The 16,458-nt window shown below is 44.1% G+C and carries 6 protein-coding genes; all 6 read left to right on the forward strand.

Translation table 11 applies throughout. The features are described from left to right. Nucleotides 1-133: 133 nt before the first annotated feature. The gene (lpxD, locus tag PY364_RS11395) at nucleotides 134-1,180 is read left to right on the forward strand and encodes a UDP-3-O-(3-hydroxymyristoyl)glucosamine N-acyltransferase (RefSeq protein WP_275522627.1); all 1,047 of its coding nucleotides are present in this window, start codon (nucleotides 134-136) and stop codon (nucleotides 1,178-1,180) included. Between the two features lie 161 nt (nucleotides 1,181-1,341). Further along, nucleotides 1,342-1,779 carry an AbrB family transcriptional regulator gene (locus PY364_RS11400; RefSeq protein WP_275522629.1) on the forward strand — a complete coding sequence of 146 codons (438 nt, stop codon included), beginning with the start codon at nucleotides 1,342-1,344 and terminating at the stop codon, nucleotides 1,777-1,779. A 335-nt stretch (nucleotides 1,780-2,114) separates the two neighbouring features. Next, nucleotides 2,115-2,978 carry a CPBP family intramembrane glutamic endopeptidase gene (locus PY364_RS11405; protein ID WP_275522631.1) on the forward strand — a complete coding sequence of 288 codons (864 nt, stop codon included), beginning with the start codon at nucleotides 2,115-2,117 and terminating at the stop codon, nucleotides 2,976-2,978. Nucleotides 2,979-3,023: 45 nt separating this feature from the next. After that, nucleotides 3,024-3,941 carry an alpha/beta hydrolase-fold protein gene (locus PY364_RS11410; protein ID WP_275522633.1) on the forward strand — a complete coding sequence of 306 codons (918 nt, stop codon included), beginning with the start codon at nucleotides 3,024-3,026 and terminating at the stop codon, nucleotides 3,939-3,941. Nucleotides 3,942-4,102: 161 nt separating this feature from the next. Continuing rightward, nucleotides 4,103-5,785 carry a phosphatidylglycerol lysyltransferase domain-containing protein gene (locus PY364_RS11415; protein WP_275522635.1) on the forward strand — a complete coding sequence of 561 codons (1,683 nt, stop codon included), beginning with the start codon at nucleotides 4,103-4,105 and terminating at the stop codon, nucleotides 5,783-5,785. An 831-nt stretch (nucleotides 5,786-6,616) separates the two neighbouring features. Then, a complete protein-coding gene (locus PY364_RS11420; RefSeq protein WP_275522637.1) occupies nucleotides 6,617-16,234 on the forward strand; it encodes a CHAT domain-containing protein in 9,618 nt (3,205 codons plus the stop codon). The last annotated feature ends 224 nt before the right edge of the window (nucleotides 16,235-16,458 follow it).

Genomic DNA, 16,458 nt, shown 5'->3' on the forward strand with positions numbered 1-16,458 from the left:
CTTAACCGCCGAGACGGCGGCGTTACGAAGATTGCGGTTAAATATTTTGAAATATTTGCTGAGGTGGTTTGATGGTAATTTTAAATAATATCTGTAAGTGTCGGCAATCGATGTTAAGTGGTAATGTTTAGCGATGAAGTTTAGCGAACTCTTAGAAAAACTAACTTTGGTTTCTAGTCACAGCCTGACAACTTCTGATTCTCCAGATCCAGAAATTACTGGTGTGGCAGCAGTTGATGAGGCAAAGGTTGGCGATATCAGTTATATAGAAGGTGGTAAATTTGCGGTTTTTGTAGCAAAAACCGGTGCTTCGGCCTTGATTTTGCCAATGGATGAAAAGCTTCAGGCAGAATCTACCCAGGGAGGAATTGCTTGGATGACGACGGCAGATCCGAGGTTGTTGTTTGCTGAAGCGATCGCTATTTTTTATCAGCCCTTTCGACCTAGCCCCGAAATTCATCCTACTGCGATCGTACACCCAAGTGCAGAAATTGGCACAGATGTTTATATTGGGCCTCACGTTTCTATTCAAGCGGGGGTAAAAATTGGGAAGGGAGTTTGCATTCATCCCAATGTGGTAATTTACCCAGAGGTGCAAATAGGCGATCGCACAGTTTTACACGCTAATTGCACTATTCACGAACGTACTAAGATTGGTGCAGATTGTGTAATTCACTCTGGCGCGGCCATTGGTTCCGAAGGCTTTGGTTTTGTGCCTACGCCGACAGGTTGGTTCAAAATGGAACAATCTGGCTGCACTGTCTTAGAAAATGGTGTGGAAGTTGGTTGTAATAGTACAATTGACCGTCCCGCTGTGGGAGAAACCCGGATTGGCAGCAATACAAAACTTGACAATTTAGTACATATAGGTCACGGCTGCCAAGTAGGTCAAAATACGGCAATAGCGGCCCAAGTTGGTATGGCTGGTGGTGTTAAAGTTGGTAATAATGTGCTGTTGGCTGGTCAAGTGGGAATTGCTAATCAAGCAAAAATAGGAGATGGTGCGATCGCTACTGCTAAAGCCGGAATTCATAGCGATATCCCCCCAGGGTCTATTGTGACCGGCGTTCCAGCAATTCCACATAAAATATTTCTCAAGGCCGCAGCTATTTATAGCCGCTTACCTGAAATGTACCATTCCCTCAAGCAACTTCAGCGACACCTAAATTTAAAAGACTAGGGAACTAGGGTAGATTTATCTTACCAAAATAGGTGAACTGGGAGATAAAAAAAGATTTTTGCTAAAATTGATAAGTTTGAGTATATATTTTTGATATTGCTCTCAATTAGCATAAAAGTCTATTAAGCAATCACCAGGATTGAAGGATATTTCGTAAGACCATGACTGAAACTGCAACATCTCCACTCATCGGAAGGGCTCTCCTTCAAAAAGTAAAAGAACTCTCCCACTTGCCTCGGAGAGAAACCGCAAAGCTATGCGGATATTACTCGACGACAAAAAACGACTCCACCCGCGTTAACATGACGGATTTTTACGACGCGGTTTTGGCAGCTAGGGGAATTCCCTTAAGCCCGGAGAGTACAAAAGACGGGCGCGGCCGAGAAGCGACGTATCATGTTAGCGTTCACAAAAATGGTCAAATCGTTATTGGTTCGACTTACACTGAATCGATGGGATTAAAACCAGGAGACGAGTTTGAAATCAAGCTAGGCTACAAGCACATTCATTTGATCCAGCTTGATGCTGTTAAAAGTCGAGGCCAGAATGATGAAGACTTTGAGGAAGTAGAGGAAGAAGAAGAAAATTCTGAGGAGTAATATAAAGGCGGCAGAGATTAGTCTGCGATTTGAGAAAGTGAGATAAATCGGGAAGTTTTTGTAGGGGCGAAGCATTCGCGCCCATATCCTATCTATTTTACGAAAGATTTTAAGCGCGAATGCTTCGCCCCTACGGATATATAGCAACAGCTAAGGCAGTTAGGACAGAATTAATTGCTAAAACCCTTGCTACGATCTGCCACTACCTCCTGCTGTGCCTTACCTGCCTCCTGCTATATTTACACGCGCCAGGGCGCATTCTAAGTTCTTGCCCCTTTCTGCCACTACCCTAATCTGGATTTAAAAGGCTGTCTATTTCTGAAGCAAGATAAGTTATGGGAATTGCTGACCAAGTAAACAGCCTGCGGCTTTTGTTGCTATCAATGCCAGCAATTGTTAAGGTTATGGCTTTTTTCACAGTTTGGGTTTGCTTGTGGTTGCCGATCGCAATTCCGAGTGCGATCGCGCTTAATTGGCAACCGCCCCAGCCTTTGGGAAATAAAAAGTTACCTTTACTGGCTTCTCTCTACCTGATTGTTCCGCTTATTATCTGGGGCGGAATTTCTGTTGAAGGTTGGTCTTTTGCCGATTTGGGATTAGTAGTCTCAGCCCGGAGTTTAGTTTCTTTGGCGCTGGGTTTCAGTTTAGGAATGCTGAGTATAGCAACTTTATTTGCAATTCAACGGGCTTTAGGCTGGATTAGCTGGCAAGAGGAAGGGGATCAAGATATTCATCCGATCTTATCGATTTTTCAGCCTGCTTTATTTTTGACTTTATTATTAGGATTGTGGATTAGCGGGACAGAAGAATTGATTTTTAGGGGTTTTCTGCAAAATCTACTTCAGCAAGATTATTCTCTATTAGTGGCGGCTGCGATCGCGAGTTTAATTTTTGCGTGTGCTCATTTACTCTGGGAAGTACGAGAAACTATTACCCAATTGCCGGGACTGTGGTTGATGGGCATGGTCTTGACTTTTGCGCGTATTTGCGATCGCGGCAATTTAGGTTTAGCCATCGGGCTTCATGCTGGTTGGATTTTGGTAATAGCCAGTCTTGATACAGCTAAGATAATTGCATATACTGGTCGCGTCCCAGAGTGGATTACGGGTATCAAAGCACAACCTTTAGCCGGTGTGGCGGGAATTTTTTTCTTAGTGGTGACAGCCGCTATTTTAGCAATTTTTGACTTGAGATTTTAGATTTTAAATATAGCATAAATTTATAACATTTTAAAAGGGGAAAATATGATACCTAAAAACATGAGAAAAATCTTGGGAATTAGTACAGGTATTATCATGTTTTTAGCTGCGGGAGGTTACTATTATGTATTCGTCGCTGGAGCTCCCCAGTTAGATCCTCCGCAAATAGAAGCAGACACAGGGCTAACTTTTGAAATTAAAACATATAAGAGTGCAGCTATGGGTAGCGATCGCACCTACGGTTTAATCCTACCTCCTGGCTATGCCAAAAACCCCAGCAAACACTATCCAGTCATATTCTTGTTGCACGGTGGACACGGAGACGCAAGCGCTTACCAGGACAAAGCCGCTGTAACTAGCGTACTTCACAACGTCTACAAAAGCAATAAATTACCACCATCAATTATTATTACTCCCGATGGCAACGACAAGCGAGGTACAAGTCCACTTTGGGACCCGCAATACTACGATGGGCCTAACGGCAAAATTGGAACTGCAATCGGCTCTGAATTAGTTAAAGTAATTAAATCACGCTACCGCACACTAAATTCTCCACAATTTTGGGCAATGGGAGGGCAATCATCTGGAGGTTGGGGAGCCTTTAATATCGGTCTTCGCTACTTGGATAATTTTAATATTCTCTTTAGCCACAGCGGCTATTTCATAGATGCCAGCGGCAGGGCTAACAGTCCCCAGTATACAGTAAAGCAGTTATCTGAAAAAGACCTTCAGCGTTTACGAGCCTATATCGATGCTGGTGTTGAAGACGAGAAATTTTTGACATCTTCTGAGCAGTTCCATCAATTATTAAACAGTTTGAAGATTGCCAATGAATTTCACAAATTCCCAGGAGGACACGGCATTGTTGGTGCAGATGTAGGATGGAATTACTGGCACAAACATCTCGCAGATTCTTTGACTTACGTGGGGAAGCAGTTTAAGATGGCTTTGGGTGAAAAGTAATTGTTAATTGTTAATTGTTAATTGTTAATTGTTAACTGTTAACTGGTAATTGGTAATTGGTAATTGGTAATTGGTAATTGCTGAAACCCGCTTATTCTATTCCCTAGCCCCTAGCCCCTAGCCCCTAGCCCCTAGCTATAATTGGTAATTGAGGAAATACTGTGCGATCGCAACGAAGTCGGATTGGACTATGGACGGCATCCCTCCTAACTGGACTGGTAGGAGTGGTTAACTTGCTCTCTTCTGTAACGCCTAGTTTACAAGCTCGGAGACAATTACTAGAAGAATTTTTTCCCTTCCCAGTCCGAGCTGGCGGACATTTTTTTGCCGCAATTATCGGATTTCTGTTACTAACTTTAGCAGCTAATTTACTCAGGCGCAAACGGATTGCTTGGTTGCTCACTGTCGGGCTATTAATTCTCTCCATAGTTAGCCATTTAGTAAAGGGATTAGATTATGAAGAAAGTATATTAGCTGCGGTGTTGCTAGTTCAATTAGTTATCATGCGAGACGAGTTTACAGCTTCCTCAGATCGCCCCTCAATTGCTCAAGGGATCAGAGTTCTTTTTGGTGCTCTGCTGTTTACCCTAGCCTATGGAACGGCTGGCTTTTATATACTAGATGAGAAATACAATATTAATCAAGTGCCGATTAATTTTTCATTCCATGAAGCTTTGTTTCAAACTTTAGCAATGTTCTTCACTGCTGATAATGCTGGGTTAGCGCCTAAAACTCGATTTGCAGAATTTTTTGCGGATTCAATTTATGCTGTGGGAGCAGTGACGCTAAGCTATGCTTTATTTATGTTATTGCGGCCGGTTTTACTGCGAGCTGTAGGGACTCCGAAAGAAAGGCAGCAGGCTAAACAAATTGTAGAACAATACGGGCGGATACCACTGGCGCGATTAGCCCTGCTGGAGGATAAGTCTTATTATTTTAGTCCATCTGGGAAAAGTGCGATCGCCTATGTTGCGAAGGGGCGAGGGGCGATTGCTCTCGGAGATCCAATTGGCCCCCCGGAAGACCAAGAAGAGGCGATAATTGGGTTTCAACAATTTTGCGATTGTAATGACTGGTATTCTGCATTTTATCAGACTTTACCGGATAATTTAGAATTCTACAAATCCCTCGGATTTCGAGTTTTGCAAATAGGGGAAGAGGCTATTGTTAACCTTAAAACTTTTAGCCTGAAAGGGAAAGCAAATCAAAATTTGAGAACTGCTATTAACCGTCTCACTAAATCAGGCCATGAAGTAAAATTTTATGAGCCTCCCTTAAGCGATGAATTGCTACGGCAAATGAAGATAGTTAGCGACGAGTGGCTACAAATGATGCAGGGTGCGGAGAAAAAGTTTTCTGTTGGTTGGTTTAATGAGGCTTATTTGCGGGAAACTCGCGCGGTAGTAGTATATACTTCGGAGGGTAAAATAAGTGCTTTTGCCAATACGATCTCAAGTGGTGAATCTAAGTTAGTAGGGGTTGATTTAATGCGGAGACGCACGGAAGTTGAAAATGGCACAATGGAATGTTTATTTGCCTCAATGTTGCAGCACTTTCAAGAATTGGGATACGAACAATTTGATTTAGGTTTATCAGCCCTCGCGGGGGTAGGTGAAACGGAAAAATCTCTCCGATTAGAAAAGGTCTTAAACTATCTTTCAGAACACTTGGAGCAGTTTTATAATTTTAAGGGTTTGCATAGCTTTAAGGAAAAGTTTCTACCTGAATGGGAACCTCGTTATTTTGTTTATCCAGGTTATAGGAGTTTGCCTGATGTTGTGGTTGCTTTGATTCGGGCAGATTCAGGCGATCGGCTGCTTGACTATTTTAAGCCTGGAGATTAATTCTATAGCAACCGCTTTCGTCGGTTAGGGGCTAGGGGCTAGGGGCTAGGGGCTAGGGAAAGAAGGGAAAGAAGGGAATAGAATAAAAGAGGTAAGAGGCGTTAAAAATTAATGGTTTCAGCAATTAATAACAATTCTCAAAATAATAGAAATACTTTTAATACATACTTTGTTTGTTTTGTCAACGTCTAAATTGCTAAACTTTTTACCTAGAGGCTAGCAAACTCACCTAAAAAGAATCCGCGATTAATTATTCTCCTTTAATTGCTAAAATGTCATATCCATGTCACATCGGATCGTAAAACTACAATTAAAGACGTGACAATTGACCTTGTAAAAACTTAGTGCATTTAAGCTAACATATTTTATGGTCGCTAAGTTGGACATCAAATCTAATCAAAATTATTGTCCATTTTATTGTACAGTTTATAAGTAGCCTGATGCTGGAAGTCTTGCTGTCAAAGCGCTTATTATTGATTTTATACCTTAAATTTAGAGAGTAGTGACATCTAAAATATATTATATTTTTTCAGATGAATATTTCAGAATAATTTTATCTGCAACAAAATAATTTGATATCAAAAAGAGGAAATCCCAATCAACACTTAGAAAAATCAAAGTTTAGCTTGCAATGAAATCACACCGAATCGAGAGAACTTCAAAATTGCCAACATAAAATAATTAAGACTAAATAACTATTGACATCGCGCTAACAATAAATGTATGATTGCTATAAACAAAGAGCATTCCCAAATTTAACAAAATACACCCTGTACCTAAATCTTAAAATCCAAGCTAGGATAGAAAACGCTTAAATCGCGTCTAACCGATATGAACAGACGATTGATCCCTTTCGTAGTGTTGCTTTCAATGGCAACTGCGATCGCAGCCGATAAAGCCTCTGCACAGCAGATCGCACCAGCGGCGGACGGTACCGGTACTACCGTTACCCCGCAGGGAAATCGCTTGGACATTGATGGGGGGTCGCGTTCGAGAGATGGAGCGAATCTTTTCCACAGTTTTGACAGATTTGGGCTAAATTCAGGTCAAATTGCCAATTTTATTTCTCATCCAGAAATTCGCAACATCTTAGGTCGCATCGTCGGCGGCGATGCTTCCTACATTAATGGCTTAATCCAAATCACAGGCGGTAATTCCAACTTATTTTTAATCAATCCCGCAGGCATAGTTTTCGGGCCGAATGCCAGCTTAAACGTCCCTGCCTCTTTCACAGCGACTACGGCTAACGGAGTCGGCTTTGGTAATAATAACTGGCTTAACGCTATTGGTAATAATAATTGGGCTACCTTAGTCGGAACTCCCAGCGAATTTAGGTTTGATAGCTTCAATCCCGGCAGCATTATTAACTCTGGTAACTTAACAGTTGGGACAGGTGAAAGTTTAACCTTACTTGGTGGCAGCGTCATCAATACTGGTACATTAGCCGCGCCGGGAGGTGACATTACGATCGCAGCCATCGCGGGAAAAAACCTAGTTCGCATCTCCCAACAGGGACGTATTCTCAATTTAGAAATTACTCCTAGTTTACCGGGAAATAATGGTAATGACCCTGGGATTTCACCCATATCTTTGCCGCAATTGCTAACTGGTGGCGGTGGCGGCCAAGCTTCGGGAATTACTGTTAACGCCGAAGGACAAGTGGTGTTGACGGGTGGAACGATCCTCCCTACCGAGGCGGGAACTGCAATCGCCTCTGGCAATATCAATGTATCCGGCAATACAGGTGGCACTGTCAATATTTTAGGTCAGCGAGTCGGAGTCATCGGCGGCAATATCAACGCCGCCGGCAGTTATGGTGGCGGTACGGTACTTGTGGGAGGCGACATTCAAGGTAAAGGCCCGGTGCCCAACGCCTTGCAAACCTTCGTCAGCAACGACTCAGTAATTGACACCAGCGCGATCGCGATCGGCAATGGCGGCAAAATCATCGTCTTTGGTCAAGAAGCGGCCTATATCGGCGGTACATTGAGGGCAAGAGGAGGCGTAATTGGCGGTAACGGCGGCTTTATTGAAACTAGCGGATTGCGATCGCTAGCTATTACCAGTGTCCCCGATATCGGAGCACCGGCCGGCATTGGTGGAGAATGGCTGATCGATCCCTACAATATTGACATTGTTTCCAATCCTATTCCTGGGAATATTAATCTCGGATGCTCATTATTATTGGGGTTGTGTAACTCCACTGGTAATAGTGCTCAATTACCAGTTGGGCTAATTACAGGTGCACTATTATTAGGTGATGTTACCATCTCCACTGGAGCCGGAGGAATAGAGCAGGGAAATATTAATTTAAACGCGCCGCTGGTATTCAATCCCCTACTAGGGTCAACCCTGACGCTTAATGCTCATAATGATATTAATATTAACCAACCAATTTCAGGAGGGGGCAGCGTTCCGTTAAACCTAGTTCTCAACGCCAACAACGGAGACATAACAACAGATGCAGGCAGAGTAATTGTCAATAGTTCAATCGCAACTTTAGGGGGAAATATTAGCGCCCTTGGTAGGGCAAATATTGCCGGTCAGGCAGGTATTGAAATTACTTCCGGCGGTTCCATAAATTCCGGTGGCGGCAACATTAACCTCAATGGTTTCAGCGTTGGCATGGCCGATTCAGGGGTAAGAAATCAAGGTTCGATCGTTTCAGCCGGTGGAGTAATTTCGATTACAGGTGCGAGCGACTTTTCACAGGGAATTAGTATAGAATCTCCCATTGATTCAGGAGGGGGAAATATTATCCTGAATGGCACTGGCGTTAATCAGACAGGGGTACAAATTCTGAATTTAGGTTCAGTAAGTTCATCGGGAGGCGATATTACGATCGCTGGTGTAAGTAATAGTCGAGAAGGTGTATTGGTTAATCAAACCCTCGGTTCTGGGGGTGGAGATATCACCTTAACTGGAACGAGCTTGACTGCCAATGATATTGTTATTGAAAATGCAATTCATGCTGGGGTCGGCAACTTAACATTAGGCGGAAATCATATTGTTTTCTCTACTGGCACGCCTGCTTTAACTGGCAATAATATCGTATTGCAACCCTATATTTCTGGGAACAGTCTATCAGTTACGAACAGCCTTCCTACAACAGTAACATTTAATTCTCCTCAAACAACCTTTGGTCGCGGTGATACCAACGGCACAGTTACTATCAATGGGAATCTGAGTTTCAGCGGGCAACTACTGGTACAGTCTCCGGGAGGTACAATCGCCGCTGCTGGCAGTAATCTTACTGGATTAGGTGGTGCGATCGTCTTCCAAGGTTCGCAAGATATTAGCACGGGTAACATTACAAATAGTGGCGGTACTATCACCATTACCAGCATTACTGGCAATATTAATACTAGCGCTGGGAATATTAATACTAACTCTGGTATTGGTAACGGCGGTGCGATCGCGCTTACGACTTCTACCGGTAATATTATCACTAATGGTCTCTATTCTTACTCCAGCGCCCTTGGCGGTAATGGGGGGAATATCACTCTCAAAGTCACTACGGCGGGCGATATTAATACCAATGCCAGTGCTGATTTAAATGCTACCTCAATTTCTGGCAATGGCGGCACGATCGCACTTTCTGCGCCAGGGAATATTGCTACAGGAAATTTAAACGCCGGGTCTGTTAATAATTCTGGCAACAGCGGCAATGGTGGTACGATCTCAGTTGAGGCTGGCGGTAAGATTTTAGCTGGTAATCTCAATACTAATTCTTCTGCGCTTAATACTGCTGGCAATGCTGGCAATGTAACTCTCAGCGCTCCCAGTGGTAGCATTAACATCAATAATATCGATGGGAGTGCTATTGCGGCTAGCGGTACTTCTGGCAATGGTGGCGCGATCGCGATTACGGCAACTGGTAATATTATCAGCGGTAACGTGACATCTGCTAGTAGCAGTAGCAATGCCGGAAATATTACCCTTGGAAGTACAGGCGGTACTATTGGCAGTGGTAATCTCAATGCTAGCGCTAATAATCAGGGTGGCGCGATCGCGGTTACGGCAACTGGTAATATTATCAGCGGTAACGTGACATCTGCTAGTAGCAGTAGCAATGCAGGAAATATTGCCCTTGGGAGTACAAGCGGAACGATTGGCAGTGGTAATCTTAATGCTAGCGCGAATAATCAGGGTGGCGCGATCGCCATTAATGCAACTGGTAATATTATCAGTGGTAACGTGACATCTGCTAGTAGCAGTAGCAATGCAGGAAATATTACCCTTGGGAGTACAAGCGGAACGATTGGTAGTGGTAATCTCAATGCTAGCGCTAATAATCAGGGTGGCGCGATCGCGGTTACGGCAACTGGTAATATTATCAGCGGTAACGTGACATCTGCGAGTAGTAGCAATGCAGGAAATATTACCCTTGGGAGCACAGGCGGTACTATTGGCAGTGGTAATCTTAATGCTAGCGCGAATAATCAAGGTGGCGCGATCGCGATTACTGCTACAGGAGACATTACCACTGGCGGAGTACAATCTAATTCTACTGTTGCTGGCAGTGGCGGCAATATCACGGTTAACACAACCGGGAATGCTAACATTGGCAGTTTAGATAGTACATCTGTTAACAATGCTGGAGGCGCGATCGCCATTACCGCACCATCAGGAATTACTGCTGGAAATATTAACAGCAACGGCTTACCCAATACTGGTAATATTACCTTAACTAGCAACGAAATTAACTTTATAGATACTTCCGTCCAAGGCAAAGGGACGCTACTACTTAGTGCTTTTACTCCCGGTAGTGCGATCGCCATTGGTGGGCCTAGTAGTACAACAGCCTTAGATTTGACAGCAGCAGAACTCAATCAGCTTAACGGTTTCACATCTGTTACCATTGGTGAAACAGGCGCATCGGGAAACCTTAGCATCGGCGCTAGCGGAGTTATCGATCTTACTAGCAACAATTTCAACCTCACCGTCAACGGCGGGGCCACTACCTTTACCAATACCCTGACTGTAGCAAACGATCGCACTCTGACGATGAATGTCGGTAGCGTTACCAGTGCGCCTACAGGTATTGATATCGCCATCGGCGGTACGGGTTTGCTTTCCTTATCTGCCAGCGGGGATGTGGGTACGGCTGCGAATCCCTTATCTACTAACATTAGCCAGTTAACCACAACTGTAACAGGTAATGCTGCTTTTAGCAATAGCGGCGCGATCGCCATCAACCCATCCACAATTAGCGGTAAACTCAATCTATCTACTACTGGCGCGATCGTGCAAACCGGGCCTTTGAATGTCACCGGCGCAACTACCCTCAACGCGCCTGGAAATGATATTACCCTCAATAATCCCGGCAATAATTTTAGCACCGTCGCCGTCACCAGCGGCAACAATGTCACCCTCACCGATGCTAACGCCATTGACATCGGCAATTCCAATATTGCTGGTACTTTCAATGCTACCGCTAACGGTGTAATTACTGGCAGCGGTAATATTGTTGTCACAGGCGCAACTACCCTCAATGCCAACGGATCTGACATTACCCTAGAAAGTGCTGGTAACGACTTTAGCACCGTAATCGTTACTAGCGGTGACAACGTTAGACTCCATGACTTTAATTCTATCGATCTGGGCACTTTGACAATCCCAGGTACTTTAAACGTCACCGTTGGCGGTAATATTACTCAGAGTGGAGCGATCGGCGTTGCGGGGGCGACAGCGTTTAATGCAATCGGAGATATTACTCTCCTCGATCCTACCAATGCTTTTGGTGCGATTACTTTAACTGGTCAAAATGCTTCTATCCTTGAAGGAGCAGCAACAGACATCGCTGGTGTAGTGTTGGGTGGCAACTTGACTCTAACATCAAGTGGCGCGATCGCTCAATCAGGCACTATTGTCGTTGCTGGGAATACTAGCTTGAATGCTGGTAGCAATGATATCACTTCCAGTGCAGCGATCGACAGCGGCGGCTTGACTTTGACAGGCGGGAATATTAATTTGAACAGCGCGATCGCTGTTGGCGCAGAAGACTTTATTATTACGAATAGTGGTGAATTAAAGATCGTTCCTGCTTCTACCATCAGCGTTGTCGGAGATTTCCTGCAAAATGGTACGGGCAATGTCACAATTGGTGGCAATATTACTAATGCTAGCAGCATTTCTTTTGCTCAGGCGGTGACGGTGAGCGATCCAATAAGTCTTACTGCTAATAACGGCGAGATTCTATTCCAAAATACTGTTGATGGTTATCAAAATCTTACTTTGAATGCTGGCACTGGGAATGTTACATTCAGCGATGCCGTAGGCGGTAATATCCCGTTAGGGAATTTAACAGTAAATAGCAGCGGTACGACAAGATTCGCTAACACTGTCAACGCCACAAGCTTAACCACAGATGCAGGCGGGAAAACAGAAATTAACGGCAATGTAACGACAACAGATAATCAAAATTATGGCGATGCAGTCACCATAGCCAGTAATCCCATACTTACGGGAAATGGCGTTACTTTTAATTCGACATTAGATGGGAATGGAAATCTTACAGTAAATTCAGATATTGGGAATGTCACCTTTAGCGATGCCGTAGGCGGTAATATCCCGTTAGGGAATTTAACAGTAAATAGCAGCGGTACGACAAGATTCGCTAACACTGTCAACGCCACAAGCCTAACCACAGATGCAGGCGGAAAAACAGAAATTAACGGCAATGTGACGACAACAGATAATCAAAATTATGGCGATGCAGTCACCATTACCAATAATCCCATACTTACGGGAAATGGCGTTACTTTTAATTCGACATTAGATGCCAATAGCGATAGCAAGATCGATGTCACCGTAAATTCACCTACCGGAAATGTCACTTTCAGTGATGCCGTAGGTAGTAATGTCTCGTTAGGAAATTTAACAGTAAATAGCAGCGGTACGACAAGTTTTGCTAGCACAGTAAAGGTCAGAAACTTGACCACAGATGTAGGCGGAAAAACAGAAATTAACGGCAATGTGACGACAACAGCGGCTCAAAATTATGGCGATGCAGTCACCATAGCAAATAATCCCACACTGACAGGAAATGGCGTTACTTTCAATTCAACCTTAGATGGCAATAGCGATATTACTGTAAATTCAGCTACTGGAAATATCACCTTTAACGATGCCGTAGGTAGCAATATCCCACTAGGAAACCTAGTAATTTCCAGTGGTAATCTCAATATCTCCACCGCAGGAAAAATTAACCTTACGGGCAACTTTGAGCAAAATAGTACCAATCCAGTTAATCTCGCAGGCAACATTACCACCACTGGTGGCACTATTCTATTTAATGGCCCCATTACTTTAATAGGTAACGCTTCACTGAGTACACGCGATCGCAATATATCCTTTAACAACACTGTCAACGGCAACGCTGACCTCAACTTAACTGCTGGTAATGGTGATATCCTCTTTAATGGTACTGTGGGAGATAGCGCCGCCATCGGCAATTTAACTATTTTCAGCGCTAATAACTTGACAGCAACAAACGCGATCGCTGCTGCCAGCATAACTCATACATCCGGGACTGGCACAATTAACGTCGCAGATATCCAAACCTCTGGCGGAGGCGTAAACCTGGCAACTGCCAATAACCTGACAACAGGAAATATTACCACAGCAGGCGGCAATATTCATCTCAAAAGCCAAAACGATGCGATCGCAACTGGCAACCTCAACTCCGCTTCTACGGTAGGCGGTGAAATCTTTGTAGATGCTAAAATCAGCATTACCACAGGTGCGATCGATTCCAGTGGTAGCCTTGGCAATGGTGGTAATGTCACCCTCGATCCCATCGGCGACGTACAAGTTGAATCCATTAATGCTCAAGGCGGCCCCAGCGGTACAGGTGGTAACATTTTTATTGAATCAACAGGTGGATTTTTCCGCGCTAGAAATTCCTTTGCCACTAGCTTTTCCCCAACGGGAATAGCTAGCATTTCCGCAGGTGGGGGTATTGGTGGAGGTTCAATTATAATTCGCCACGTAGGGGGAGATGGCGGGCCTCCCGTTGAGACATTTGAAGTAGGAAACGGTACGATTAATGGCACTGCTGCTGCCATTACCAATGGCGATTTTACCATATTACCTTCCCAATCATTTAGGCGCTCTTTTTCTCTGGGTAATATTGCGCTTCAAACTGACGATAAACTGCCGACACCGGAAGCTACGCCGACACCCACGCCTACAACTGAAGGCGTACAAACACCCCCAGTGGCGCAACCTGAAACACCGACATCGGAGACACCGGTAGAAGTTATAATACCCGCAACACCGACACCAACACCCCCAGTGGCGCAACCTGAAACACCAACATCGGAGACACCGATAGAAATTTCCATACCCGCAACACCGACACCAACACCCCCAGTCGCGCAACCTGAAATACCAACATCGGAGACACCGATAGAAATTATAATACCCGCAACACCGCCAGTGGCGCAACCTGAAACACCGACATCGGAGACACCGATAGAAATTACCATACCTGCAACACCTATACCATCAACACCGCCAGTGGCGATCGCATCCCCTCAGACACAGACATCAACTAAAACCCCCACCCTTGAGGCAGAATCCACACTCCCACAAGCGGCAAAAACAGTGCTGGCGATGCCTACGGCTGGCTATGCCTACGCGCCACCACCACAAACATCTGATACAGTAAACAAGGCAGAACCAGCATCAGAAGCTGCAAACCAGGCGGAACAAACACTACCCCAGACAAATTTTGAAGCAACAAGTCAGGTAGAAACAACGATCGATCCAATACCAAATTCAACCTTGGTAAATTCTCCCAAGATTGAAACTACAGATCGCATTGCGATCGCAACTGAAACTGCCATCGCACCTGCAACAGAGCAGATCGTACCAAATTCCGCTCCCACAACCGCCCAAGTTTCCCCAAATCAGACACAAACAGCAACCTTAACACCCACACCCACACCCAACACAATCGCCCCTGACAACTCCCAAACCCCCAAATTAGAACCCGTCCAAAATCAAAAAATCTCCCCTGTAGAAACGCCCAGCGTGGCTCCTACAGAGCAAATTTCAACCGTCCCCGCGATCGCTCCTAGTACCGAACTAGAAACAAGCACAAAACTATCAACAGTAACCAACGAACAACCCTCAACCGCAATTACCACTCAAGTCAAAACCCCAATCACCAGTTCCACAGAAGGAATCAGATTAAACACCTCTGTAGACAACATTTTTGAAAGTGACATTGAGAAAACAATATCTAATATTGAGCAGTACAGAAATCAAGAATACGACAACTACCTGGGAATCAAAAACGAACCGGGCCACCAAAGAATGACTCTTGCCACAATGCAGGAAACATTGAAACGTATCGCTGTAATTCCTGGCAAACCCTGTGCTATCATCTATGTCATAGCGCGAAACGATCAGTTAGAATTGATTTTAGTTACTGGTCAAGCCGCCCCAATTCGCTACAGCATCCCCGCAGCGAAAAAAGCAATTATTTTACCAATAGTTGAACAATTCCGTACAGAAATTACCAACCCCCGCCAACGGAATAGTACCAGTTATTTATCCCGTGCACAGCAACTTTATCAGTGGATAATTGCACCCTTAGAAAAAGACTTAAAAAGCTTCGGAATTGAAACCCTGCTATTTTCTTTAGATGCAGGGTTGCGGAGTATGCCGATCGCAGCTTTGCACGATGGCAAACAATTCTTAATTGAAAAGTATAGTTTCAGTTTGATTCCTAGTTTTACCTTAACTAATAGCAACTACGCATCTATTGAAGGTACTAAAGTCTTGGCAATGGGAGCATCTGAATTTAAGGATAAACAACCCTTACCAAGCGTACCGATTGAGTTGCACGCGATCGTTTCTGATTTGTGGCCCGGTCAATCTTTCCTTAACGAAGCTTTCACCTTGGAAAATCTGCGATCGCAACGCCTCAATACTCAATTTGGAATTGTTCACCTAGCAACTCACGCTACTTTTAGTCCCGGTGAACCACAAAACTCTTACATTCAGCTTTGGAACAGTAAATTACAAATCAATCAAATCACAACTCTTAACTGGGATCTTCCTCCAGTAGAATTATTAGTGCTCTCAGCTTGTCGCACTGCTTTAGGCGATAGGGAATCTGAATTAGGTTTTGGCGGATTAGCTATTAAAGCTGGAGCTAAATCAGCCCTTGCCAGTCTTTGGTATGTATCTGATGAAGGTACAATGGGACTAATGATGGAATTTTATCAGGAACTCAGGCACAGCAAAATTAAAGCAGAAGCTTTAAGAGAGGCCCAGCTAGCAATGATTTCTGGCAAAGTGCAACTTCGCAACGGACGATTGATTACTACGGGAGAAGATTTTCCCCTACCTCCAAATTTAGCTAGCTTAAGCGACAGAACTATGGCTCATCCCTTTTTCTGGAGTGGTTTTACAATGGTAGGAAGTCCTTGGTAATTAGTAATTGCTAATTGGTAATTGGTAATTGCTAATTGGTAATTGCTAATATCATGTCCGGCAAATTACTTAGGGCTTACTGAATAAGTTAGGAAAAATCGCGATCGCAACTAATGGGCAATTCAAGCTCGGTGAAACATAACTGTTTGTTGACTATAAATTGCCCAATTATAGTTTTTAATAATCATTGAACCGTAAATAGGTGTGATTTTCGGTTTGTGACA

Origin of the sequence: Kamptonema sp. UHCC 0994, assembly GCF_029167235.1 — a bacterium.
Classification (GTDB): domain Bacteria; phylum Cyanobacteriota; class Cyanobacteriia; order Cyanobacteriales; family Microcoleaceae; genus Kamptonema.

Bases quoted from the DNA above. Each gene is read 5' to 3' on its own strand.
- PY364_RS11400 (WP_275522629.1), top strand. From the start codon at position 1,342: ATGACTGAAACTGCAACATCTCCACTCATCGGAAGGGCTCTCCTTCAA.
- PY364_RS11410 (WP_275522633.1), top strand. From the start codon at position 3,024: ATGATACCTAAAAACATGAGAAAAATCTTGGGAATTAGTACAGGTATT.
- lpxD (WP_275522627.1), top strand. From the start codon at position 134: ATGAAGTTTAGCGAACTCTTAGAAAAACTAACTTTGGTTTCTAGTCAC.
- PY364_RS11420 (WP_275522637.1), top strand. From the start codon at position 6,617: ATGAACAGACGATTGATCCCTTTCGTAGTGTTGCTTTCAATGGCAACT.
- PY364_RS11405 (WP_275522631.1), top strand. From the start codon at position 2,115: ATGGGAATTGCTGACCAAGTAAACAGCCTGCGGCTTTTGTTGCTATCA.